We start from the raw sequence: 23,355 nt of genomic DNA on the forward strand, positions 1-23,355 counted from the left end.
TTGATCAATTTTCCCATGCTAAAGAAAATCCTGCTTGTTTTACTTATTCTGGCACCTTCAGCGCTTTATATTTATGTGATCAGTCGCGATGATAAAACTGCTGAGAACCGAGCAGAAACTACGCCTGCTGAAAAAACACCGACTGAGCAATACCAAACTCCCGATCACTAGTTTTTAAGAGGCTTTGCAAATATTTATTTTTTAAATTAAAAGAAGAACTTTATGAGGAAATTCCAATTTATGTGATATTTCACATAATTAAAACTAAAATACTTTTTTTAAATCTCTCCTTTTAATTGAGCTATGCAATCTCCCTCTCCACCTTCACAGCATTCGTCTGTTGAGGGTCAAACTCCGTCGTTAAAACGTGCCATGGGCACACGTCATCTGATCATGCTTTCCCTTGGTGGCGCTATTGGTACCGGCCTGTTTATGGGTTCCGGTGAAGTGATTTCACAAGCTGGACCTTTGGGCGCAGTACTGGCCTATATTATTGGTGGCTTGATCGCCTATATGGTAATGCTCTGCCTCGGTGAACTGGCCGTACATTTACCCGTGTCTGGTTCCTTTGGTGCCTTTGCAACCCATTATATTGGACCGGGTACAGGCTATATGGTGTCCTGGATGTACTGGCTCGGCTGGTCAGCCACTTTGGGTACCGAATTCACTGCAGCTGCGATTCTAATGCAGGAATGGTTCCCGCAAACTTCGATCTGGTTATGGACATTGATCTTTGCTGCAGGTGTACTGCTCTCCAATTTAAGCTCAACCCGTACCTTTGCTGAATCAGAATTCTGGCTGTCACTGGTTAAAGTTGCGACTGTACTGATTTTTATTATTCTGGGCTTTGGCTGTATCTTTGGCTTTATTCCATTTCAAGGTTATGAATCTGCGCCACTGTTCAATAATTTGACTGAACATGGCTGGCTACCAAATGGTTTGATCCCATTATTCACTACCCTGCTGATCGTGAATTTTGCCTTTAACGGTACCGAGATGATCGGGATCGCTGCCGGTGAAACCGAAAATCCTGAGAAAAATGTACCGAAAGCGATTCATGCTGCGGTATGGCGTCTGATGATTTTCTTTGTTGGCACCATCATTGTGATCAGCTCGTTACTGACTTATACCGATGCAGGTCTACAGGTCGGTGGTCATGGGGGCTTAAGCAGCAGTCCGTTTGTATCCGTGTTTACCCAGATGGGTATTCCTTATGCCGAAGATTTCATTCGTTTCGTAATTATCACTGCGCTGCTCTCTACTGCAAACTCTGGACTCTATGCAGCTTCACGTATGATGTGGGCATTGTCTTCACAAAACCAGTTACCGCGACTATTTGCCAAAGTCAGCAAATCCGGCGTGCCTTATGTAGCAGTTTGGGTCACCATGATTGGCGGCTTGCCTGGTCTGCTCTCTGAACAATTTGGTGCTGATGTTATTTTCAAGAACCTGATGGGTGTTGCCGCTTTTACCATGGTGATTGTCTGGATGAGCATCTGCTGGAGTCAGTTTAATTTCCGTCGCCAATGGCTGAAGTCTGGTCATAGCGTCTCTGAATTAAAATTCCGTACACCTTGGTTCCCCTTAGTTCCCATTCTAGGTTTTGTAACCTGTACTGCAACCGGCCTGAGTATGGCTGCAGACCCAGAAATGCTCTCTGGTTTTATTGGCTGTTTATTGTTTATGGCAGCATGTTATGCAAGTTACTACTGGCTTTATCACAACAAAAATTAAAGCTCGTTTAGCGAAGATGCAACTATAGAGTTGCGTCTTTGCGTTCTCAATAATATTTGTTCTTCAATAGAGTTGATTGTTTTTACTCCTAATTCATTTCTCAATATCAAACTTAATTTGATCGCACTTTCTTCAAGAATAAATACTTGTTCCAATTTCACATTATTCGTTAAAACTGAATGATGTAATTGAGTAAGGCCATCATGTAGAAAAATGTCCAGCTGATCTTTTGTCTGGGAATTTGATAATAAACATGCCTTGTTATAACTTATTATTGTTTCATAAAGATTTTTATTTAAAGTTTCTTTAAACTTAATATCTTCGATGTCTTTAAAATTAAACATTAGAAAACATAGATACTCAGTATATTTACTTGTTAAATCTAAATACGTATTTAACTTAGCCTCTGCCAATTTATCTGACTTATGATATTCAAAGGTTTTCTTAACTGTCTGCCAGAAAATAAAATATAACGCTAAAGCCCCAATTAAAGCTGCCCATATTTGCGCATCATCTTTTACAGCAATAAAGCATAATACTAAAATTGCAACAAATGCTATTGTTATTCTAAAAAGCCATTTTTTCATATTAACACTTTCTTATTCTAAATAATTGATTGAAAATAAACCATTTTTAGTTATTTTGCTAAGTTTTTAATCAAATAAACTAAAAACAGTTCAAAACTTTATATATAGGTTTGACACCCTAAATAAAAGTCCTTAATATAGCCATCACCTCGCAACGTCCCTATCGTCTAGAGGCCTAGGACATCGCCCTTTCACGGCGGTAACCGGGGTTCGAATCCCCGTAGGGACGCCATTATCTGATCGCTCACGATCAAGTCTTATACATAATCCATATTAATACGTTGCAGATTTGTAGTTTTTCACTACAATAACCCGCTTCATTCTTTTATTTTTTGACTCCTATGCACTCATCTCCGAATGATGCTACGCATCAGGGCAATTCTGCGCCTTTAAAACGCGCTATGAGTACTCGACATCTGGTCATGATTTCGCTTGGTGGCGCAATCGGAACAGGCCTATTTCTAGGTTCGGGTGAAGTCATTGCACAAACGGGGCCTGTAGGTGCCATTCTTGCTTATCTCCTTGGCGGGATCATCGCTTACATGGTTATGCTATGTCTGGGTGAACTTGCCGTTCATATGCCCGAATCTGGCTCATTTGGCGCCTATGCCAAACGCTATATTGGACCGGGGACTGGCTACACCATTACCTGGCTATACTGGCTGACCTGGTCAGTGACCTTGGGAACTGAATTTACCGCTGCAGCTTTATTAATGCAGGAATGGTTCCCGAATAGCTCTATGTGGATGTGGACACTGATTTTTGGTGCTTTCGTATTCGCACTGAATATGATTTCTACCCGCTGGTTTGCAGAGTCCGAGTTCTGGCTGGCACTGGTGAAAGTCGTTACTGTCGTGACCTTTATCCTGCTTGGCCTACTCGCTATTTTTGGTGTAGTAAGCTACCAAGGACAGGAAACTGCTCCGCTATTCAGTAACCTGACAGCTCAAGGCTGGTTCCCCGAAGGTCTGTTCCCAATCTTCACCACCATGCTGATTGTAAACTTTGCATTCTCTGGCACAGAACTGATTGGTGTGGCTGCGGGTGAAACAAAAGATCCGGCCAAAAATGTACCCAAAGCGATTAATACTGCAATTTTCCGCTTACTGATTTTCTTTGTAGGTACGATTATTGTGGTGACCTCCCTTCTTCCGCATCAGGAAGCCGGTCTGGCAGCTGAAGGTGTCAGTAGCAGTCCATTCGTGACAGTATTCCAGCATATCGGTATTCCTTATGCCGAAGATATTATCCGCTTTGTGATTATCACAGCATTACTATCTGCTGCTAACTCAGGTCTATTTGCTGCATCCCGTATGATGTGGTCATTGTCTTACAGCAAACAGTTACCAGCGGTATTTTCCCGCTTAAATGCGCGTGGTGTACCTTATATTGCAGTCATTGTCACCATGATTGGCGGTATGCCTGGCTTGTTGTCTGAACAGTTCGCACCGGAAACCATCTTCACTAACTTGCTAGGTATTGCAGCATTTACCATGGTAGTGGTCTGGATGAGCATCTGTCTGAGCATGTTCAACTTCCGCCGCGAATGGTACAAACAGGGTAAAACAGCAAAGGATCTTGATTTTGCTGCGCCATTGTTCCCGATCGTACCGATTCTGGGTTTTCTGTTCTGTCTGATTACCTGTATCAGTATGGTGTTTGATCCGAGCATGCGTATCAGTTTCTTTGGCTGCTTGCTGTTTATCGCACTGTGCTATGCCAGCTACTACAAGTTCTATCACAAAAATGCTTAAACATTAAAATGACTAAAAGAGCAGCTTCGGCTGCTCTTTTTTATTTATACTGAAAATGTTCTAGGCAGCCAGTGTGGTGTGTCGATGAAAATTATTTATATTCATGGCATGAATAAGCAGAAATTTAGCTCTGCGTCCCTGCGTCAACGTTGGCTGAGTTTGCTAAAACATGGTCTGGAACAGTCGCATCAACAAACACGTTTTGCCTACCTCAAACGGCATATCCGTATCCCTTTTTATGGCGACTTACTGTCACGTCATCATTTACATAATGTGCTAAATGCCAGTACATTGATGCCGCAAGACTGGCCTCGCTTTCCTTTCCAGTCTCCAGTTAAATCCCAGCCACCACCACCCCATCTCAATCAATATTCACCTGAAATTTGTGAAATTCCCGAGCTAAAGGTTGAGGATGCCATGACCTTTAACCAGAAGCTGCAGTTTATTAGTACATTAAGCCGGAATACTCTATTACGGGATTTTGTGATCTTACTGAATCATTTCCCTCGCCTGCATGATACGCTGATCAAAAAATTTCTGATTGAAACCTATTCTTATCTGGCAAATTCCACATTCATGCAGCAGGTGCATCAGCGAATTGGCCAGCAACTGCATGGCGATAAACCCTGTATCCTGATGGCTCATTCTTTAGGAAGTGTGATTGCCTATTATCATCTGCTTTTGCACCCGGAACTGAATGTACAGCGTTTTATCAGCATGGGATCACCAATGGCTTTCCGGGTCATTCAGGAACATTTGCCCCAGCCTGTTCATCGGCCAGAAGCTATTAAAGGTGACTGGATTAATTTTTATTGCAGTGATGACTTTTTAACTGCCTTTCCATTATCAGAACCGCCTTTTCAGTTTCAGCCGGCAATTATCAATCGGGAGATTTGTACTTCAATTTATCATCCGCATGATATTGATGGCTATGTCCAGCATCCGGAAGTCATCAAAGCCCTGCTGGAAATGCTCTAAAAAGCATCTTAATTTACAGATTTAATTTTACTATTTCCTTTGTACTATTTTTCTGCTGATTCAAATTCTTTATCCATACCTACTCATTTTCTGGATCATTTATTACTCTTTTATAAATATACATATGTCTGTTAATTATTGTTTTATCAAAGATAATTTACACATTAACACCACAAAAAGCGCTGCTTTTGCTACGTTAATATTTTCTATACTGTAAATATAATTCTATCGAACTCAGTGGGGTGTCGATGAAAGTTATTTTTATTCATGGAATGAATCAGCAACATCATAGCGCTGCCTCCATCCGGCAGCGCTGGCTACATATACTTCAAAAAGGGATGCGTAAACATCAACAAGATGCCAGATTTAGTTATTTAAAACGTCACATTCGTATTCCATTTTATGGCGATCTGCTTTCACGTTATAACGTCCGCAATATTCTAGAAGCTGGCACCCTGATGCCCCAGGAATGGCCTAGCTTTCCTTTTCGTAAGCCTGCTCAACCTCAGCTTCCTCCCCCTGTTCCACGTCCTGGTTGGCGTAGGCCCACAATTACCGATTTCGCCCAACCCAGCCCAAGTGATACCATGGATTTCAGACAGAAATTCAATTATTTTACCGCCCTCGGCAAGAATGTGGCGCTTCGGGATTTTGCCTTATTACTCAATTATTTTCCCACTCTGCATCGCACTCTGTTGCAGAGATTTCTGATTGAAACTTATCTTTATCTCGATAACCCTGATTTCATGAGGAAAGTGCATGAACGGATTGCCCGACAATTGAGTGGTCGCAAACCCTGCATTGTCATTGCTCATTCTTTAGGAAGTGTGATTGCCTATAATCATCTTATCCAGCACCCTGAACTGAATGTACAGCGTTTTATTACTTTAGGTTCACCATTAGCCTTTCAGGTGATTCAATCCAGCTTGGCACAGCCGGTGGTACGACCTAAGGCAATTAAAGGCGACTGGATCAATTTCTACTCAACGGATGATTATCTCACCGCCATTCCGCTTACCGAACCGCCATTCAAGTTTGAACCTGAAATCATCAATCATGGCATTCGTACACATATTCACCGTCCACATGACATTACTGGCTATTTACTGCATCCTCAGGTTGTTGAAGCCATTCTGGAATTGCTTAAAAATCCGGCCTAAATCCTGCATTTTTCAAGTATTCTGCTAATATTGTTTTAAATTTATGCACTCAAAAGAAAATTTCCAAAAAACTCTGGAAAAGCGTTTGACACCCCCCTGTTTTCACCCTAATATACGCCCACCTCTGAAACGTCCCTATCGTCTAGAGGCCTAGGACATCGCCCTTTCACGGCGGTAACCGGGGTTCGAATCCCCGTAGGGACGCCAATTTCAGAAGTAATATTTTATTAAGTCCCTATCGTCTAGAGGCCTAGGACATCGCCCTTTCACGGCGGTAACCGGGGTTCGAATCCCCGTAGGGACGCCATTACTTCAAATCCAAAGTTCTGGTTTAAAATATCACTTCTACACTGTCCCTATCGTCTAGAGGCCTAGGACATCGCCCTTTCACGGCGGTAACCGGGGTTCGAATCCCCGTAGGGACGCCATATTCGAGATAGTTAATTTAATTAACTTCTCATAAAAAAGCCCAAGCATGATGACTTGGGCTTTTTTATTATTTGTTTTTTTGCTTGTTCCTTCATTCCTGTTTTTAACGTTTGATCAAATTGTCTCGATTGCAATTTTATTTGTTTATAAATAATTCATTCAAAAATCTTATTCTTTTACATTTCTCTTCAACTCGTTATCTATTCATTTTCATTTACAGCAATCGCACTATAAATCCGAACAAAAAATCAACACCGGTGGTATAAGCATGCCGTTAAGGTAGAAAGCATAATATATCTGCAAGGATCAGATTATGTTCGTCAGTACAAAGTTAAGTTCGCCTGAATCATCTATTAAAAATCATAATCATCAATTTAATAACTTTAAAGATTGGGTCAACTTCTTTCAAGATCAACAGATTTCGACGGCAGTAAAGACCGAACAGGCTGAGAACTATTTAAGAGATTTAATCCAGCAAGTTGATGTGGCTGGGCTGGAATGGCTGGATCAACCCAGACATGTAGAGCAACATTTTCTGGAACAGCACCACCAAACCTGCGCAATCTTCCAGTCTTATGTAGAGCGGCGTAGACAGCAGCAAGGACGTGAATACTTCCCGACTGTGTCACATGCATTTGAGTTCCTGGCCAAAGTCGCACCTGTAAAACTGGTAGACGGCTCATGGCTGTATTCAACTGTGCAAAACTGGAATCGTCCGGAAACCAAAGACCTGATTTATATCTATCTGGAAGAACTAGGCATGGGTCATACCCGTGCCAATCATGTCACCATGTATCAGGACTTGCTGAATCATTATGAGCTGAACAGCTATGCTGAGCAACTGGATGCCAGCTATTATGAACAAGCAGCCGTGCAGCTGGCTTTGGCCTATGCGCCGCCAGAATATCTGCCGTTAGTAATTGGTTTCAATCTGGGTTATGAGCAGCTGCCCTTACACCTGTTAATTACCAATTATGAATTATCTGAACTCGGTCTTGATCCACATTATTTCAATGTACATATTACCATTGATAATGCTCACAACGGTCATGCACAAAAATCGCTGCAAGCGTATTTAGATCAGTATGCACTCGCTGAAGATCCTGTTCAGTATTTAGACCTGATTAAAAAAGGTTATGTGCTGAATGACATTGGTAAAAGTTCTACCCAGATCATCAAGCAACTGGATACCGAAAAACTGGCTTTGAAAGTGTTTCAGAACAAAGCGCTGATTGGACAATATATCCATAACCAGAAATGCCAGTTTAGTGGCAAGACCATTAATGAATGGTTATCCGATCCGGCACAGATTAAGGACTTCTTGAAAGTCATGCTTGAAAAAGGCTGGATTGTAAAAGATGCACCTGTAGAACAAAGCCGGTTCTGGAAAATGATTGATGATCCAGATGGCAAAATGTTTGGTGTATTTAATGCGACTGAAAAACAGATTATCAAAGACTGGATTCAAGGTGAGACTTTTGCCGCTCGTCTGTCATCACGTAGCAGATCTCAAGTTCATAACCAGATGGAACCGGTATTGAACCGTATTGACCAGCAACAGATCCATCAGCTGAAAAGCCGTCTGAATCGCTGCGCTGCTGCCGAACAAAAGATTGATTTATTGATTCCTTACGTGGCACCGCATATGCATCATCAGGAAGTGGGCTTGTGGGCAACACGTCAGCTTTCTCAGTTGCTCTTCCCTTTTCAGACTCAAGCCATGACTTATTCTTAAAAAGATCATTCATAAAAAACAGGGCATTAAATATGCCCTGTTTTTGCTTCAATGCATTATGCAAATTAAGCCGATTTACGTGAATTGATCTGACCTTTAATCACAGCCTTCACATTGCCTTTTACGTAATTTAAAAATACCTTTAAAGGCGACAGTTTTGGATTTGGTCGATTACCTTTGGCAATTTCTTTAAATTGCGCGGCATACCAGATGATTTCCATAATCGCCATTTTATCGATCATTGGAATACCGGTTTTAATTTTCTCAACTGCATAACGTACATCCTGTCCAGCCACCAGACGGTTACCCAGATCAGGCTCGACCGCAAATGGACGTGCAATACCGACAAAATCACATGCGCCGCTGTCAAGGGCTGCATTCATACCCACTGCGGTACGGAAGCCCCCCGTCACCATTAAATAACAATTAACTTCCTGACGGATCTTTTCGGCAAAGTCTAGGAAATAGGCTTCGCGGGCAACTGTTGATGCTTTACGTTTCTCTGCTTTTACCCCAGCCATTGCAGGTGCTTCATAGGTTCCGCCAGAAACTTCAATCATATCGATCCCGGCTGCATCCATCGCCTTAAAGACATAAATCACGTCTTCTTCACTAATGCCACCGCGCTGAAAATCTGCCGAGTTTAATTTCACTGAAATGATAAAATTCTCTGAAGTTGCTGCACGTACCGCCTTATAGGCTTCTAGCAAAAATCGGCTGCTGTTTTCAATACTGCCACCCCACTGATCCTGACGTTTATTGGTCAGGGGCGATAAAAACTGGCTAATTAGATAACCATGCGCCCCATGTAACTGCACGCCTTCAAATCCCGCCTTTTCGCAAATGGCAGCTGAAGTCGCAAAGCGCTGGATAATATCTAAAATTTCATCTTCACGCAGTTCACGTGGCGTACCGAAACTCATCGCCAATGCTGGACTAAAAGGTACAGCTGAAGGTGCTACGGTTTCTTTATTCAAGCCTTTTGGGCACTGACGTCCAGGATGAGATAACTGTACCAGTTGCACCATGCCATGACGTTTGCCGACATTCGCCCAAGCTTTTAACTTTTCCAGGTCACGTTCAGTTTCTACTACCACTACACCGGGTTCATTCTTGGCACGAAAATCCACCATGACATTACCCGTAATCGCACAGCCTAAACCACCTTTGGCCCAAGCTTCATATAACTTTAAATGGGCCTGATTGGGTTGGCCTGCATCATTGGCCAACGCCTCACTCATGGCACCTTTAATGATACGGTTTTTAAACTGGGTATTACGGATCTGGATAGAATCGGCCAATTGTGTCATGTACTTTCCTGAAATGTTTATCTTATTTTATATGTGTTATAACCCAACTTGCCATAATTGACAATTCATATTGTCAAATGGATACAAATTTTATTTGTAGATATTAAATCAGTCTTAAAAAATCATTTTAAATTTTGGGATCGAAAGCATCCCGGATGGCTTCACCGATATAGATGAGTAAAGACAAGACAATGGCTAAAGTCAGAAACCCGGATAAAGCCAACCACGGCGCATTGAGATTATTTTTACCCTGTAGCAATAGTTCCCCTAAGGAAGCGGTTTCAGGCGGCAAACCATAACCTAAAAAGTCCAGTGCAGTTAGTGCGCTGATATTGGCAGTCAGCATGAAAGGTAGTTGTGACAAACTGGAACCCATCACATTGGGTAAAATATGCCTGAACATGATCCGGCCATGCCCTGCACCAATACTTTTCGCTGCCCAGACATATTCCAGATTTCTGGCCCGTAAAAATTCAGCGCGCACCATCGACACCAGTGTTGTCCAGCCAAAAAATAGCATGATCACAAATAGCCAGTAAATATTCGGACTAAACACACTGACCAGAATCATGACCATAAACAGCATCGGCAGGCTGCTCCAGACCTCAAGTGCACGTTGCCCGATCAGGTCAATCCAGCCACCATAATAGCCTTGAACTGCACCGACCAGCACACCTAATCCTGCCGACAGCAAAGTCAGTGCAAAGCCAAACAGCAAGGAAATACGCAAGCCATATAGAATCCGTGCCAGCACATCCCGTCCCTGATCATCTGTTCCTAGCCAATTTTGCCTGCTTGGAGGTGAAGGTACTGGAATATCGAGTGCCAAATTGGGTGTATCATAGCCGAAGCGGATCACCGGCCAGATTGCCCAGCCTTTGGCATTAATCAGCTGCTGTACCGCAGGATCCTGATACTCGGCTTCAGTTTCAAAGACACCCCCAAAAGTCGTTTCAGGATATGACTTTATTACTGGCAGATAATAGGAGTCCTCATACTTGATCAGTAAAGGCTTATCGTTAGCGATCAGCTCAGCACCAAGTGACAAGATAAAAATAATGACAAAGGCAATGCAGCAGGCAAATCCGGTTTTATTATTTTTAAAACGTTGCAGGCTGGCGCGTAGCATTGGTGACATTATTTCAATCCTCGCGAATCGAAATGAATCCGGGGATCAATTACCCGATACAGCACATCACTGATCAAACGTAGCACCAAGCCCAATAAAGTAAAAATAAACAAAGTTCCAAAAATGACCGGATAATCCCGCTGCAGAATCGCTTCAAATCCCAGCATGCCCAAACCATCCAGATTAAAGATGATTTCAATAAACAGGTTCCCGACAAATAAAATACCGAGCAAAGCTTCTGGCAATCCAGCGATCAACACCAGCACTGCATTGCGCAGTACATGCCGATAGAGTACTGCCCTTTCCTGTAGTCCCTTCGCTTTTGCTGCCAGTACATAGTGTTTACTAAGTTCTTCCATAAAGGAAAATTTCACCAGATAAGTCAGCCGTGCAAAACCGCCGAGCACCATGGCCAGTAGCGGCAAAGCCATATGCCAGAAATAATCCTGAATTTTTCCAAAGAGGGATAATTCAGCAAAATTTTCCGAGCTTAACCCTTGTAAAGGAAACCATTGCAGATAGGAACCACCTGCAAAAAATACAATCAGCAAAATGGCAAAGATAAAGGCTGGAATGGCATAGCCCACAGCCAGCAGCAAAGACGTCGTTTGATCAAACAGGCTGCCATGCTTTTTGGCTTTCTGGATGCCAAGAGGAATAGAAACCAGATAGATCAGCAAGGTACTCCAGAAACCTAGAGACAGTGAAACTGGCAGTTTTTCCCAGATCAGTTCAGTCACAGCTTGGCCTTTAAAAAAACTCTGGCCTAAATCAAATTGGGCATAGCTTTTCAACATTTCCCAGAACCGTAGATGAACCGGTTGATCAAATCCATACTGAATCTTGATCTGCTCCAGCATTTCGGGCGTCAGGCCTTGCTGTCCCTGATACTGCAAGCCACCAATCGCCAAATTATTCGCATGCTGTGCCTGATAGATGGCCTGTTCCACAGGACCACCCGGTGCAAGCTGAATCACCACAAAATTGATCAGTAGAACCATCAATAATGTCGGAATCATAAGAAGCAAACGTTTGACGATATAAGTGCTCATGGCACTCCCCGAAGCTGGAAATCTAGCGATATTTTAAGTATGGTGCCACTTTTCTGGCTTTAGCTGCATCCACCCACCAGTAATCAATACCCGCAGAAAGCTTGGGCTTGATTTTAGGCTGCTGATACATATTCCAGTAAGCATACCAGTATTCACCCGTACCATAGGTCGGAATATGATAATAACCGGCTCGCAATAAACGGTCTAAAGCTCGGGTACTATAAATCAGCTGCTCACGACTTTGTGCCTGAACTACCTGATCAATCACCCGATCAATCACCGGATTTTGAATACCGGCATAATTATAATTGCCAGGCTGACGTGCCGCCTGACTGCCCCAAAACTGTTTCTGTTCCTGCCCCGGTGTCAGCGATTGCGGCATGGTATCCACAATCATATCAAACTGATAATTTCTTAGTCGCTCATAATACTGAGCCGTTTCCACCATCCGAATGTGCGCCTGAATTCCTAAACGTTTCAAATGGCGTAAATAAGGCATCAGATGACGCTGCTGTTCAGCCTGATGCAGTAGAAATTCAATCTGTACAGGTTGACCTTGAGCAGTCACCAGTTTCCCCTGCTGATAACGGTAACCGGCATTCAATAAAATTTGTCGCGCCTGTAATAAATTTTTGCGGTTAAACCCGGAGGCATCTGATTGCGGATAATGCCAATCCTGTAATACCGCCTGACGTTGCACCGGATGCAATTTTGATAAATTTGGCTGTAATATTTCCAGCTCCTGAGCACTCGGCTTGCTTGTAGATGCCAGTTCACTATTACTAAAAAAGCTGTTCAGACGCTGATATTCTCCATGAAACAAGGCTTTATTTAGCCATTCAAAATCATAGGCCAGAGTTAAAGCTTGCCGGAAGCGAATATCAGCAAAGGGCTGACGTCGCGTATTAAAAATCAGGCTTTGGGTTGGAATCGGATTGTGATGCTGAAAACGATAGGTTTTGATTTGGCCTTGCTGTACCGCAGGAAACCGATAATCACTTACCCAGCGGTTGACCTGTTTTTCTTCATGCAGCGTAAACTGGCCAGATTTAAATGCCTCAAACTTGATTTCCGGACTACGGTAATAGCGATACTGTATGCGATCAAAATTATAACGGCCGCGATTGACCAGCAGGTCTTTACCCCAATAATGCGGATTACGTTTATAGGAAATACTGCGTCCTGCATCAATACGTTCAATCACATAGGGCCCAGAACCCAAGATCGGTTTCAGGTTAATGTCCTTGAAGTTGCGCTTTTGCCACTCCTGCTGAGAATAGATCGGCATTTGCGTCACAATCATCGCCATTTCCGGATTATGGCGAGATTTAAAACTAATCTTAACTTTTGAAGGTGACAGGACTTCGGTTTTTTTAATATCTGCCAGATACATCTGCAAGCCGAAATTAGACTGGGTCTGGTACAGATCAAAACTGTATTTCACATCCTTAGCCGTCACTGGCTGACCATTACTGAATCTGGCTTTAGGATTTAAATGGAAAATAATATAAGCGGTCTGCTTTGGGTCAAAACTGACTTTCTCCGCCAGCAAAGGATAATAGACGCCGGGTTCATCCAGGGATTTTGACATGAGGCTGTCAAAAATATAATTAACCCCTTCAGTGACATTCCCCTTACCATTCATACTGTTCAGATTATCAAAACTGCCATCGGCTGCTTGAATCAGGACACCACCTTTGGGCGCTTGCGGATTGGCATAAGGCAGAGATTTAGCCTGTGCATATTTGGGTACACTATGCAGTGCAATATAAGGCGTCGTAATGACTGCTGCCCCGCTGGAACTGATGATCCAGGGGGCAGCAAGAATCCATAAGATATGGACGGGATTAAACAATTTCACGATCCAGAAATTAGTTTGGAACCTTAATCACATCACCAATACGCAATTGAGTATTGGGTTTCAGTTCATTCATTTCTGCCAGTTCATTGGTTGCCATACCATAACGGGATGCCAGGCCGATCAAGGTATCGCCACGCTTCACCTTGTATTCAGTGACAAGTTTTGGAAGCTGAAGCGTTTGGCCCACACGTAAACCGGCACGTGGACTAAGATTGTTCAGGCTCGCCAGATCAGTAACGGGTACTCCTACACGATTGGCAATCGCAATCAGAGATTCCCCGGATTTTACCGTATAGGATTCTGTCGCCTTAGAAGATGCAGATTTTGTTGCGACTTTCACTACCGGCTCTTTTTTGGCGATCTGAATATCTTCATTAATTTTTAAACGCTGTCCAATCCGCACATTGCTATTGGTATTCAAACCATTCAAGTCTGCCAGATAACGTAATTGCAGATGATATTGGCGGGCAATCGAGCTTAAGGTTTCACCAGATTTCACGATGTGAGTATCTGATTTAACATTCTTTTCCTGAGTCTCGGTGACCACTTCCTGCACAGGTTCAGGACTGCCAGATAATTTCAGATGCTGACCCACACGCAGATTGGCACTACGGGAAATATTGTTCAGGTTGGCAATCTGTTCCATCGAAAGATTATATTTTGCTGCAATCCCGGTCAGCGTATCACCCGATTGAACCGTATAGCTGTCAGGAACCTGACTACCGGCCGGAATCTTGATGGTTTGACCGATGCGTAAGCCACTGTTTGCAGACAGGCCATTTAACGCTGCCAGTTCAGATACCGTCAATTTATTTTGATTGGCAATGCTGTACAGGGTTTCACCACGTTTGACCTGATAGTTTTCTGTTGGCGTATGATCAACCTTAACGTTCTCAAACTTCTGTTCGACTTTTTCGGTTTTTTTGCTGCTCGCAGTCAGTTCTTCAACTTCATTAAGAGGAACATTAATCTTCTGTCCGACCATCAAACTGCTACCCGCGGTTAAACCCGGAGTTAGTGCGGCAAGTTCAGCATTCGACAATGCATAGCGATCTGCAATCAGTTTCAGGTATTCACCGCGTTTAACAGTATAGGACTTGGTCTGAACTTTGGCAGTATCGACTTTTTTGCTGTCTTCAACTTTCGCTTTGCTGGTACTTTCTTTCAGGGAAAGCTTTTGCCCCACAAATAAACCACTGGTCGTACTCAGATCATTATAATCAGCCAACTGTTTGACGCTCAGGCCGAACTGACTGGCAACACTGGTCAATGAATCATTGGCTTGAACCACATAGCTTTCCGGTTTCTCTTTGGCTTTCGGTACTTCCTGTACCGGCTTGGCATCATAGAGATAAATTGTTGTACCCACATATAGCGTAGAGTTTGGATCAATCTGGTTCCATTTCGCGACATCACGCCAGTTCACGCCATTTTTGGCTGCAATCAATGCCAGATTATCACCCGGTAAAACCTTATAGGTACTGCGCTTACCTTTCGGTGCCACAACCACGACTTCTGAATCAGTTTTTACATAGTTTTTGCCCTGATTGAGTCGAGCTTCAACTGAATCTGCACTGGTGTTTACAGCGACTTCTTTCGGATACGAGAATCCTTTGGTCAGCTCCTTACCCTGCTGCTCGGCAATAGACTGACTGGTCTGAATTGCAGTCAGTTTGATCTTGCCATCATAAGGGTCAACAATTTCTGTGCCTGCAGGTGCCAGTGCTTTCAGCTCTTCAATAACCTGTGCCTGTTCAGCCGCAGTCGCCACAGGTTGTAAAAGCTCATCCACAGTTTTATTAATTTCTTCTGCTGACACCACTTTCTGGATTTGCTGACGTTCAGCTGCGGTAATTGGTGGCTCGACCTGGATAGGCTTCACCGAAGCAACTGGCGTCACAGCAACCGGAATACGTGGCGCGCTTGGAATAGGCAATTCACTTTTTGCAGCAAATTCAGCAAGTGCTTCGGAACCACGTGGTGTGCTGACCCGTTTGGTGGTTTGTGCAGTTAAATTTGGTGTCGTCGTGGTAGAAATTGCTGCTGGTGTAGTCGTAGTTGGTTTAGATGTTGTTGTCGTAGTTGGAGCTTTGGTCGCTGTTGCAGTCTTAGCAGTCGTAGTGGCAAGCACCGGTGGTGTCTGCTTGGCAGGTACGATGGTGGTACTGGTTGATGCTGGTGCTACAGCTGGCTTTGGAGCTACTGTAGTGGTCGTTTTAGGCGAGTTACTGACAGTACCTGCCCATAAGCCGCTTGAGCTCGACTGCAGTTTTTTCAGTTTTTCATCAATCGATGGACTTAAGTCAGCCGGAATCAAAATACGGCGTGGACTTTCAGGATCAATACGGTCACCACGATGTCCCGGGTTAAGCTGATACAGTTCAGCACGGCTTAAACCCGTAATCGATGCAATCTCATTTAAATTGGCTGCACCCACAGTCACTTCACGAAAGTGAGGACGGTTGGCAATCGGTGGCAAACTCACGCCATAAGTACCCGGATTTTTCACAATCTGCGCAACTGCCAGGAAACGCGGCACATAGTTCATGGTTTCCTGAGGCAGTTTCAAGGACCAGTAATCGGTAGGTAAACCTGCAGCCTTATTACGGTTAATCGCCTGCTGGATACGGCCTGGACCGGCATTATAAGAGGCCAAAGCCAATTCCCACGAACCAAACTGGTTATATAGGCTGCCTAGAAACTCATAAGCCGCACGGGTCGACTCAACGACATCACGACGGCCATCGTAAAGTGAGGTTTGTTTCAGACCATAAATACGGCCAGTACTCGGAATAAACTGCCATAAACCTGCCGCTGCTGCACTACTGGTCGCCGCCGGGTCATAAGAACTTTCAATAATCGGTAATAAAGCCAGTTCCGTAGGCATGCCACGACGCTCTGCTTCTTTCACCGTATAATATAAATAGCGTGATGCACGAGCACTCAGGCGGTCCAGATACGGCTGACGGGAAATAAACCAGCCACGCTGTGCATCAATACGCGGATTCCAGGTATTCAGATCCATCTTGAAACCCACGGTCATCCGTTTCCAGATATCACCATGCTTCAAAATCAGTAAGCGATCACCTTCAACCGCACGCATATCCGTTGCAGAAAGTAAATCTTCCAGCCCATCCAAACTGCTTGCATCTAGATATTGTGAGCCAACCTGCTTGCTTGACGCTTTCTGGGTCGCACTTTGTGTAGAAGAACAGCCCGTCAGTCCCAAGGAAGCGAGAGCCGTTCCAAGTACAGAAAATTTTAAAAATGCTGGTAATGCGGGCTGCCACAAAATTGCGGTTGGTTTATACATAAAGAAATCCAAACAATTCGTATATAAATTTATTTTTTAGATATGCCATTGTAGTGAAGCATGTCGTGGACACAAGGCATTAATTTACCCCGATTTCACGTTAAATGTTACAAGAAATTAAAAAAACTGGTGCATCTAGACGCATCAAGCGTATTTGCGTTATACAATATCCGCTTCAGCAAGTTCTTTTTTGATCGGATTTTAATTTATGTCTCACACTATCACGCTATATGTTGATGGCGCCTGTCGCGGCAACCCGGGTTTAGGCGGTTGGGGTGCGTACATAATTACCGAACAGCAGGAACACAAAATTTGTGGTGGCGAAGATCATACCACCAATAATCGCATGGAGCTGACCGCGGCGATCGAAGGCATCCAGTTCTGTCCGAAAGATGCCAAGCTGGTCATTTATACCGATTCCAATTATGTCAAACAAGGCATTACCGAATGGATTCATGGCTGGAAAAAGAAAAACTGGAAAGACGTTAAAAATCCGGATCTATGGCAAAAACTGGATGCCACCTGTCAAGGCCGCGATATTGAATGGCACTGGGTCAAAGGCCATGCCGGACATCCTGGCAATGAAATGGCCGATCAACTGGCCAACCAAGGCGCAGATGAAACCTTGAAAAAATCCAAATCAGTGACTGCAATCACTGAAAATAAAAAAAAATCTGAACCTGACTGGCTTCTAGACGACCCTTTCGGGCTGGATCTTGTCGATAGTGAAGAAGAACTCGAAGAGAGCATGGAAATGGCTGAAGAAGAAATGGAACAGACTGAAAATTTGGAAACAACAGAAAATACCGATGAATCCGCTTCAGTCGCTTCAGATCCAATCGAGTTACATCCGCAAATTGTGATTACACCGCCGACCTTAGAGCTGCATGGCCCTCGTCAATTGATTCTGGATACTGAAACCACCGGTTTCTATTATCAGGATGGTGACCGGATCATTGAGGTCGGTGCGATTGAAATGATTAACCGAAAACTTACCGGCAGCTCAATCCATATTTATATCAACCCGAAAAAACCGGTTGGTGATTCGGTGAATGTCCACGGTATCACCGACGAGTTCCTGCAAGACAAGCCGCTGTTTGAGGAAATCTCTCAGGTGCTTTTTGACTATCTGCAAGGTGCCGAAATTATTGCGCATAACGCAACCTTCGATATGAACTTCCTGGATATGGAGTTCAAGCGTGCAGGCTTTGTCGCGCTTTCTGAAGTTTGTGAAGTGACCGATACCCTGGCAATGGCCAAATCCAAGCATCCGGGACAAAAAAACTCTCTAGATGCCCTCGTGCGTCGTTATGAAATTCCACAGCGTGACCGTACCTTCCACGGTGCCTTGCTCGATGCGGAAATTCTGTCCGATGTTTATCTGGCCATGACCGGTGGACAAGTCTCTTTTGATATGGATGCCCTGTCACATACCGAAGAACAAGGCGGCAGTTCAGGCACTGTAAAAATCGAAATTGAATTGCCTGTGATTCTTCCATCAGATGAAGAACTTGCCGAACATGAGAAATGGGTCAAACAATTTGAAGAAAAGCATGGAACGCCTTGCCTTTTTGCCAAATAAAATCTAAATTTCAAGCAGTAATTTCGCTTTTAAAATACAGTTCTTCAGTTATAGTAATTCCAAAGAGGCCCCGTCCGATAAAGCGGGGCTCATATATAGATAATACTTAAGGAAAGGTGCAGATCCATGTCTTACCAAACCTCTATACATTTTGATCCAACAGCTTTACTGATAATAAAAAATGAGGTTGATAACTCGATCAAGTTAGTCGAATCAGCAGTAAGCACCTTGGTAGAAGATCAAACTTTACCTTTTGGCATTGACGATGCATTAAATCAGTTCGAGCAATGTGCACAGGTACTGGCACTGATTGATATGCCGAATCTGGCACAAATTGCACAATATTCAGCAGAACTGATGCGCAAGATTATGGGGAGTCCGGCGCAGGTTAACACTCAGGATGTGATCGCATTGAGTGAAGGCACCACCATGCTGAAACGCTATATCGAATTTATCTGCTTGCGTGAAGTGAAAATTCCACAGTTCCTGCTCGATACCCTGAACCGTCTGGAACTTGCGCTTGGTAAACCATTGACGACCGAAGGTCAGCATATTGAACCTTTGCTTGATCTGATTACTCCAGACTTCCAGTTACCCCAAGTACCAGGTCTGGAAAAATCCAAATATGTGCAACGCCTGTATAAGCTGTCTCTTAACAAACTGCTGAAACAGGAAGAAAGCGAGATGGACCTGCAAGCGATCAAACTGGTCGGTACTTATCTGGCAGGTCTTTCAGCAAGTCATCCAAGCAAGCAATACTGGCATCTGGTACATGTTGCTTTTGATAATATTGATCACCTGCTCATCAATGAACCACGTTTACGTACTTTAATCAGTATTGAACGCAACATGGCGCAGTACTTTAGTTCAGCCGACAGCTTCAAAGCTTCTCTGTCTGATCTGGCAAATGTATTAAGCTTATGTATTAGTCAGGAAGATGCAACTGCACAGCAAATCCGTAGCCAGCTGAATATTGGTGATGATCTACTGACAGATATGCAACTTCAGGTGTTCAGCCGTCACCTATATGGTCCGGACTTCGAAACCATGCATACCATTAGCGAACTGGTGACTGCGGAAATGACCCAGATCCGCAATGATATCGAATATAACTATCAGCACATGACACCTGAAAAAACTCAGGAACTCCAGACTCAGCTGAATAGCTTGGCCAATATCTTCAAGGTTCTGAATCTGAATGAAGCCTATCATGACTTAAACCGTCAGGCAGCTTCACTCAGCCAGGCAGATATTCTGAAAGATGAGTCTTTTGCCCAGCAGTTGATGAATGTGATTCTATCCGCGATGAACTCGATTGGTGTATTGGAACGCCATCATACTTCGAGCCGCTTGCAGCTACGTGTGAATAACATGAATATCTCGCTGGATCGTCTGGACGAAGCACATAACGCTTTGTTGAATGAAACCAAGGCACTGATTGAATTATCTAGCCAGATTCTGACTGATTATCTACAAGATCAAGATCTAACCAAACTCGAACCTGTACCCATCCAGTTCTGTGAAATTGGCGGTGCCATGCTGTTCCTGAATGCTGAACATGTGAAAGCTGCATTCAATACAACTGCCCTGTTCATTAAAAACCGTATTGAACAGTCGGTTGCATTAACACCAGCAGAAATTCATCATGCGCTGGATGCATTGGCTAGTGCCGATATGATGATCGACAACTTAAAGAACAAACAGCCTGTATTACAGTCCATGTTTAAGGTAGCATTAGACAGTAGTGAGAAACTGAAAATCGTTGCCTAATGTCTAAAAAATTATCACTTGCTTATATTTTCCAGCAGCAACAGTTGCTGGTCGATCAACACTTTCAACTGCCTCAAGTTGAAGCTCTGGCAAGCGATTTGCTGCTGAATCCGGGTGATCAGGTGATTGCCCGTGATCTTCTTCCAGATGAGCCAATTCCTGAAGGCTTGCAACTGGTTCCAATCCGTCAATTATTACAGTTCTGGAATGTTCAGCAATTTGAACAGGCCAGCCGTGCTGTGCAACTACTGGAATGGCGCCGGAATCACAAGTTCTGTAGCCACTGTGGCACCCCGACTGAAGCCCATGCTGTTGAATATGCCATGGTTTGCCCAGCTTGCCATTATCGTCAGTATCCAAGGGTGCAACCTTGTGTGATTACTGTGATTACCCGCGGTGAAGATGAAATTTTGCTGGCTAAAAATGCACGTAATACCAAAAGCCAGATGTATGGTCTGATTGCCGGATTTGTCGAAGTTGGGGAAACGCTTGAAGAAGCGGTACGTCGCGAGACGCTGGAAGAAGTCGGCTTGAAATTGAAAAATATCCAGTATCTGGCCAGTCAGCCGTGGCCCTTCCCGAGTAACCTGATGATTGCCTTCAAAGCAGAATATACTGGCGGTGAGCTGCAATTGCAGAAAGAAGAAATTAGCGACGCGAAATTCTTTAAATTTGATCAGCTGCCGGAAATTCCATTTAAAGGCAGTATTGCCCATGCCATGATCATGCATGTTACTCAAGGTACACCGGTCGCAGATGATACCCGTAAATGGCTCTAAGGTTTTCAATTAAAAAAGCCCGGTTTTTATACCGGGCTTTTTTATGGGAATTACCACGATCACAGATCTTCACTTAAAAGCATCTTCTAGCGCCCACATCACACGCGGCTTTGTTTCAAAGAACCGGCTGAATAAGCTGGACAATGAACCGATCATCGTAATATGACCCAGTTTCGGAATGGTAATCAGCTCACTATGATTGCCATGGTCTTTTAAAACCCGGTCCAGATCCTGACTGTTGAAATGACCGACAATATTGTCCCGCTCTGCCATGAACAGATAATGTTTGGTGGAGGTATTTTCCACAAAATAATATGGCATGACCTGCTGATACGGAATCGACTGGTCAAAAGCATCGGCACAGATCGGATCATCTTTATAGTCAAAATGATAAGGACCTGCCAGTCCAATAATGGCGCGGATCTGTTCCCGCTCAATCATGGCCTTTTGTGGATGGTATAGCGCTGACATGACATTAAATGCCCCGGCTGAATGCCCCATTAAGACCAGATTTTCCGTAGAAACATTTAACTGGTCTGCATGCTGCTGCAAATGATTTAGCAATAAATGCAGGTCATTAATATAAATCGGGAAAATATGTTCAGGCGCTAGATGATAATTCATCACCACCACATCATAACCTTCTTTGGCAAAGGCCTCGCCGATGAAGTGGTAATCCTTTTTATCACCATGCAGCCAGGCACCACCATGGACAAAGATAATCAAGGGGCGATGTGCTAATGGCTGATGGCTTAAAAACAGATCAAAACGTTGACGGGCTTTTAAGCCATAGGCTAACTGGGTTTCAACACTATAACCCTGTTTGGGGGTTAACCGGTTCAGCGCATAACTGCCAAAATCATAGATCCGGAAATCTTTATAACGTTGTTGGACTTCAAGGATCTGATCTGACAGCTGCGTTTTAAATTGACTGACCTTATGGAACATCGGTCGGTTCAACTGTATCAGGATCAATGGCGACTGGAGTCTGTTCAACACCCGACTGTGCATAAGATGCAGGCGCTGCAAAATTCTGGTTAGTATTATAACCAGAACGCTGATCCACGTTGTCGATGAGCGTGACAATTTTCGTGATATTGCCCACTTGTTGCAGCACCTGATTCAGGTCATCAATTTCAGCACTGTTCAGACGTCCCATTACATACAGTACGCCATCTTCAGTATGCACATGCACTTTGCTGTCAGACACTACTGGTGCTTTCATAATCAGGCCACGGGTATTCGCCGTCACGGCGGTATCCTGCATGATCGTAGTGTAGCTGCTCTGGTTACCCACAGTAATAAAATTATGCACCGCTCTGACATCACTCATGGATTTGACATTATCTTCTGCCAATTGCTTGAGATGCGCATCCGGCACCTGCCCGGTCAACAGGACATTACCATGGAAGCTTTCAATATTGACCCTTGACTGTTTAAAACGTGAATCCAGTTTATAAAGATTAATTTTTGCAGTACGTACAATAGAAGAATCGATAAATACCTGTCCTAGCGTCCGAGCTCCATTTTCGGTACCTACAGGAGCCGTACCAGTACCGCTAGAAATAAAGCTGGCACAACCCGATAAACTTGCGACACACAGCATTGTTATTGCAATACGCTTAACCACTCAGCAAGACTCCTTAATTTTAATCAGTCTTATTTCAATATAATAATCTGTTTTTTCAAGGCCAGATGTTCTTCATCATACTTGAACTTTCCCATGATGCTGCAAATTTTATCTACCGCATCCGATCTTATTTTATTCAAAGATTAATAAACTCTTGATCAAAAGTAAAAGCATTTTCAAACCAGTGCAGATCATAAGGGTATTGAGAAAAATCATGCTGTATGGTTTTTGCAAAATACCGATTAAAATCAAAACAAATCACATCAAAACGATAGTAATAATGTGCAAACTGTGGATTTTTTTGAATAAAACATACAGCCGTTTGTAGGACTTTTCGTTGCTTCGCAGAGGAAACAGATTCAAAAGCCAATGCATAACCCGTTTTAGCTCGTGCTTTTACTTCGACAAAGACCAGTTCCTGCTCACGCTGCATGACCAGATCAAGTTCACCATAGCGGCTATGCCAGTTTCTGGCAATGAGCTGAAAGTCTTGTTGCTGCATCAGTTGGGCAGCCTGTTGTTCTGCCCATGCACCTAATTGTTTCTGCATCA

Annotated in this window: 18 protein-coding genes and 4 tRNA genes; 13 read left to right on the forward strand and 9 right to left on the reverse strand. The window is 43.7% G+C overall.

Going from position 1 to position 23,355, the window contains the following annotated elements; translation table 11 throughout:
* Positions 1–15: 15 nt before the first annotated feature.
* Positions 16–171, forward strand: coding sequence for a hypothetical protein (locus FTU19_RS06005; RefSeq protein ID WP_004782839.1), 156 nt, complete (start codon positions 16–18; stop codon positions 169–171).
* A 132-nt stretch (positions 172–303) separates the two neighbouring features.
* Positions 304–1,734, forward strand: a complete 1,431-nt coding sequence (locus FTU19_RS06010) for an amino acid permease (protein ID WP_180130402.1) — start codon at positions 304–306, stop codon at positions 1,732–1,734.
* On the opposite strand, the gene FTU19_RS06015 is transcribed toward FTU19_RS06010, so the two are convergent.
* Positions 1,731–2,321, reverse strand: coding sequence for a hypothetical protein (locus FTU19_RS06015; RefSeq protein ID WP_180130404.1), 591 nt, complete (start codon positions 2,319–2,321; stop codon positions 1,731–1,733). The genes FTU19_RS06010 and FTU19_RS06015 overlap by 4 nt on opposite strands.
* A 156-nt stretch (positions 2,322–2,477) precedes the next feature.
* Here FTU19_RS06015 and FTU19_RS06020 point away from each other — a divergent pair.
* From FTU19_RS06020 to FTU19_RS06055, 8 genes are all read left to right on the forward strand, one after another.
* Positions 2,478–2,553, forward strand: a tRNA-Glu gene (locus FTU19_RS06020).
* Positions 2,554–2,662: 109 nt separating this feature from the next.
* Positions 2,663–4,075 (forward strand): amino acid permease, encoded by a 1,413-nt coding sequence (locus FTU19_RS06025; RefSeq protein ID WP_125278932.1) that lies wholly within the window; start codon positions 2,663–2,665, stop codon positions 4,073–4,075.
* Between the two features lie 84 nt (positions 4,076–4,159).
* The gene (locus FTU19_RS06030; RefSeq protein ID WP_180130406.1) at positions 4,160–5,053 is read left to right on the forward strand and encodes an alpha/beta fold hydrolase; all 894 of its coding nucleotides are present in this window, start codon (positions 4,160–4,162) and stop codon (positions 5,051–5,053) included.
* A 248-nt stretch (positions 5,054–5,301) separates the two neighbouring features.
* Positions 5,302–6,213 carry an alpha/beta hydrolase gene (locus FTU19_RS06035; protein WP_180130408.1) on the forward strand — a complete coding sequence of 304 codons (912 nt, stop codon included), beginning with the start codon at positions 5,302–5,304 and terminating at the stop codon, positions 6,211–6,213.
* Between the two features lie 131 nt (positions 6,214–6,344).
* Positions 6,345–6,420: transfer RNA gene (locus tag FTU19_RS06040), tRNA-Glu, on the forward strand.
* Between the two features lie 24 nt (positions 6,421–6,444).
* Positions 6,445–6,520, forward strand: a tRNA-Glu gene (locus FTU19_RS06045).
* Between the two features lie 45 nt (positions 6,521–6,565).
* Positions 6,566–6,641: transfer RNA gene (locus FTU19_RS06050), tRNA-Glu, on the forward strand.
* 314 nt (positions 6,642–6,955) lie between these two features.
* Positions 6,956–8,377, forward strand: coding sequence for an iron-containing redox enzyme family protein (locus FTU19_RS06055; RefSeq protein WP_180010793.1), 1,422 nt, complete (start codon positions 6,956–6,958; stop codon positions 8,375–8,377).
* Positions 8,378–8,442: 65 nt separating this feature from the next.
* Here FTU19_RS06055 and FTU19_RS06060 read toward each other — a convergent pair whose 3' ends face one another.
* From FTU19_RS06060 to FTU19_RS06080, 5 genes are all read right to left on the reverse strand, one after another.
* Positions 8,443–9,687, reverse strand: coding sequence for an NADH:flavin oxidoreductase/NADH oxidase family protein (locus FTU19_RS06060; RefSeq protein ID WP_180130410.1), 1,245 nt, complete (start codon positions 9,685–9,687; stop codon positions 8,443–8,445).
* Between the two features lie 127 nt (positions 9,688–9,814).
* Complete coding sequence (locus FTU19_RS06065; protein ID WP_166138250.1) at positions 9,815–10,825, reverse strand: ABC transporter permease; 1,011 nt, start codon at positions 10,823–10,825, stop codon at positions 9,815–9,817.
* Complete coding sequence (locus FTU19_RS06070; RefSeq protein ID WP_159123352.1) at positions 10,825–11,868, reverse strand: ABC transporter permease subunit; 1,044 nt, start codon at positions 11,866–11,868, stop codon at positions 10,825–10,827. The genes FTU19_RS06065 and FTU19_RS06070 overlap by 1 nt, the downstream gene beginning before the upstream one ends.
* Before the next feature lie 22 nt (positions 11,869–11,890).
* Positions 11,891–13,723, reverse strand: coding sequence for an extracellular solute-binding protein (locus tag FTU19_RS06075; RefSeq protein WP_180130412.1), 1,833 nt, complete (start codon positions 13,721–13,723; stop codon positions 11,891–11,893).
* Positions 13,724–13,739: 16 nt separating this feature from the next.
* Entirely contained in the window at positions 13,740–17,042 is a 3,303-nt protein-coding gene (locus FTU19_RS06080) for a LysM peptidoglycan-binding domain-containing protein (protein ID WP_180130414.1), read from the reverse strand.
* A gap of 208 nt (positions 17,043–17,250) precedes the next feature.
* On the opposite strand from FTU19_RS06080, the gene dnaQ reads away from it, so the two are divergent.
* The 3 genes from dnaQ to nudC all read left to right on the forward strand — a co-directional run bounded on the left by dnaQ (position 17,251) and on the right by nudC (position 21,173).
* Positions 17,251–18,624 carry a DNA polymerase III subunit epsilon gene (gene dnaQ / locus FTU19_RS06085; RefSeq protein ID WP_180130416.1) on the forward strand — a complete coding sequence of 458 codons (1,374 nt, stop codon included), beginning with the start codon at positions 17,251–17,253 and terminating at the stop codon, positions 18,622–18,624.
* A 126-nt stretch (positions 18,625–18,750) separates the two neighbouring features.
* On the forward strand, positions 18,751–20,394 hold the full coding sequence (locus FTU19_RS06090; protein ID WP_180130418.1) for a chemotaxis protein: 1,644 nt from the start codon (positions 18,751–18,753) through the stop codon (positions 20,392–20,394).
* Complete coding sequence (nudC, locus tag FTU19_RS06095; protein WP_180002315.1) at positions 20,394–21,173, forward strand: NAD(+) diphosphatase; 780 nt, start codon at positions 20,394–20,396, stop codon at positions 21,171–21,173. Before FTU19_RS06090 ends, nudC begins: the two co-directional genes overlap by 1 nt.
* A 69-nt stretch (positions 21,174–21,242) precedes the next feature.
* Here the strand turns inward: nudC and FTU19_RS06100 are convergent, their stop codons facing one another.
* The 3 genes from FTU19_RS06100 to FTU19_RS06110 all read right to left on the reverse strand — a co-directional run bounded on the left by FTU19_RS06100 (position 21,243) and on the right by FTU19_RS06110 (position 23,353).
* A complete protein-coding gene (locus FTU19_RS06100; protein ID WP_159123346.1) occupies positions 21,243–22,121 on the reverse strand; it encodes an alpha/beta hydrolase in 879 nt (292 codons plus the stop codon).
* Positions 22,111–22,803, reverse strand: coding sequence for a BON domain-containing protein (locus tag FTU19_RS06105; protein ID WP_180048114.1), 693 nt, complete (start codon positions 22,801–22,803; stop codon positions 22,111–22,113). The genes FTU19_RS06100 and FTU19_RS06105 overlap by 11 nt, the downstream gene beginning before the upstream one ends.
* A 136-nt stretch (positions 22,804–22,939) precedes the next feature.
* Complete coding sequence (locus FTU19_RS06110) at positions 22,940–23,353, reverse strand: YraN family protein (protein WP_034703744.1); 414 nt, start codon at positions 23,351–23,353, stop codon at positions 22,940–22,942.
* Positions 23,354–23,355 lie beyond the last annotated feature (2 nt).

Source organism: Acinetobacter sp. YH12072 (assembly GCF_013419565.1).
Lineage (GTDB): Bacteria > Pseudomonadota > Gammaproteobacteria > Pseudomonadales > Moraxellaceae > Acinetobacter.

What these genes read in the sequence shown, in the direction of transcription:
- FTU19_RS06005 (WP_004782839.1), top strand. Translation starts at nt 16, where the DNA reads ATGCTAAAGAAAATCCTGCTTGTTTTACTTATTCTGGCACCTTCAGCG.
- FTU19_RS06010 (WP_180130402.1), top strand. Translation starts at nt 304, where the DNA reads ATGCAATCTCCCTCTCCACCTTCACAGCATTCGTCTGTTGAGGGTCAA.
- FTU19_RS06015 (WP_180130404.1), bottom strand. Translation starts at nt 2,321, where the DNA reads ATGAAAAAATGGCTTTTTAGAATAACAATAGCATTTGTTGCAATTTTA.
- FTU19_RS06025 (WP_125278932.1), top strand. Translation starts at nt 2,663, where the DNA reads ATGCACTCATCTCCGAATGATGCTACGCATCAGGGCAATTCTGCGCCT.
- FTU19_RS06030 (WP_180130406.1), top strand. Translation starts at nt 4,160, where the DNA reads ATGAAAATTATTTATATTCATGGCATGAATAAGCAGAAATTTAGCTCT.
- FTU19_RS06035 (WP_180130408.1), top strand. Translation starts at nt 5,302, where the DNA reads ATGAAAGTTATTTTTATTCATGGAATGAATCAGCAACATCATAGCGCT.
- FTU19_RS06055 (WP_180010793.1), top strand. Translation starts at nt 6,956, where the DNA reads ATGTTCGTCAGTACAAAGTTAAGTTCGCCTGAATCATCTATTAAAAAT.
- FTU19_RS06060 (WP_180130410.1), bottom strand. Translation starts at nt 9,687, where the DNA reads ATGACACAATTGGCCGATTCTATCCAGATCCGTAATACCCAGTTTAAA.
- FTU19_RS06065 (WP_166138250.1), bottom strand. Translation starts at nt 10,825, where the DNA reads ATGTCACCAATGCTACGCGCCAGCCTGCAACGTTTTAAAAATAATAAA.
- FTU19_RS06070 (WP_159123352.1), bottom strand. Translation starts at nt 11,868, where the DNA reads ATGAGCACTTATATCGTCAAACGTTTGCTTCTTATGATTCCGACATTA.
- FTU19_RS06080 (WP_180130414.1), bottom strand. Translation starts at nt 17,042, where the DNA reads ATGTATAAACCAACCGCAATTTTGTGGCAGCCCGCATTACCAGCATTT.
- dnaQ (WP_180130416.1), top strand. Translation starts at nt 17,251, where the DNA reads ATGTCTCACACTATCACGCTATATGTTGATGGCGCCTGTCGCGGCAAC.
- FTU19_RS06090 (WP_180130418.1), top strand. Translation starts at nt 18,751, where the DNA reads ATGTCTTACCAAACCTCTATACATTTTGATCCAACAGCTTTACTGATA.
- nudC (WP_180002315.1), top strand. Translation starts at nt 20,394, where the DNA reads ATGTCTAAAAAATTATCACTTGCTTATATTTTCCAGCAGCAACAGTTG.
- FTU19_RS06100 (WP_159123346.1), bottom strand. Translation starts at nt 22,121, where the DNA reads ATGTTCCATAAGGTCAGTCAATTTAAAACGCAGCTGTCAGATCAGATC.
- FTU19_RS06110 (WP_034703744.1), bottom strand. Translation starts at nt 23,353, where the DNA reads ATGCAGAAACAATTAGGTGCATGGGCAGAACAACAGGCTGCCCAACTG.